This window comes from Rhodoferax sp. U11-2br (assembly GCF_018619435.1).
Lineage (GTDB): Bacteria > Pseudomonadota > Gammaproteobacteria > Burkholderiales > Burkholderiaceae_C > Rhodoferax.
On the sequence record NZ_JAHFZF010000067.1, the window covers coordinates 1 to 801 of the forward strand.

Annotated in this window: 1 protein-coding gene and 1 pseudogene; both read left to right on the forward strand. The window is 63.3% G+C overall.

Translation table 11 applies throughout. The annotated features are described in order from the left end of the window. Positions 1-535, forward strand: a 535-nt coding sequence (locus tag KKO72_RS20760) for a hypothetical protein (protein WP_214943769.1), incomplete at its 5' end; no start/stop codon positions are given. A gap of 30 nt (positions 536-565) precedes the next feature. Then, positions 566-801, forward strand: a pseudogene (locus KKO72_RS20765) (UbiD family decarboxylase domain-containing protein); the annotation flags it as partial.

An 801-nucleotide genomic window follows, 5' to 3' on the forward strand; every position in this document is an offset into this window, starting at 1 on the left:
CAACCCGGACCTGGCCCAGCAGCAGCAGGCGTTGCTGGCGGGATTCGAGCGGCAACCGCTCTTTGTCTTGCAGCGCGAGGCGCGCAAGCTGGCCGCCATGAGCATCTTCCTGCCCGACAACCAGCTGCTGCGACAGCTGCTCGAGCGCACCGGCGACAGCGCCCTCTATCAGAAGTTGTGGCACCAGCCGGTGGATCACGACAGCGTTGCCGCCCTTCGGAGCGTGGCCCGTTTCCACCAGGGTCAGGCGGCGAGCGACCTGCTGATCGCCGCCAGCCGCAATGGCCGCCTGAAACTGCCCGCCTTGCAACAACTCAGCCAGCTCTCGCCCCTGCCCGACACGGCGCAGCAGTTCCTGCTGGCCGAGCTCGGTAATCGTCAGTACAGCGGTCAGGTGGCAAGTCTGCTGTTGCAGATGGATGAACCCAGGCTGCTGGCCCAGCTCGCCGATCGGCTCACCCGGCAGGAAAAGCGCCATGCAAGTCCTGTGATGCTGCCCGATACGGGTACACCCGTCGCCCCGCCAGGGTTATAATGCGGCACCGCCTGAACACAGGGTACCTGCATGAAATACAAGGATTTGCGTGATTTCATCGCGCAGCTGGAACAAAACGGACAACTCAAGCGCATCACCCGCGAGATAGATCCCTATCTGGAAATGACGGAGATCAGCGATCGCACCCTGCGTGCGGGTGGCCCGGCCCTGCTGTTCGAAAATCCCAAAGGTTACCGCATGCCGGTGCTGACCAACCTGTTCGGCACTCCGGATCGAGTCGCCATGGGCATGGGCCAGCCCAACGT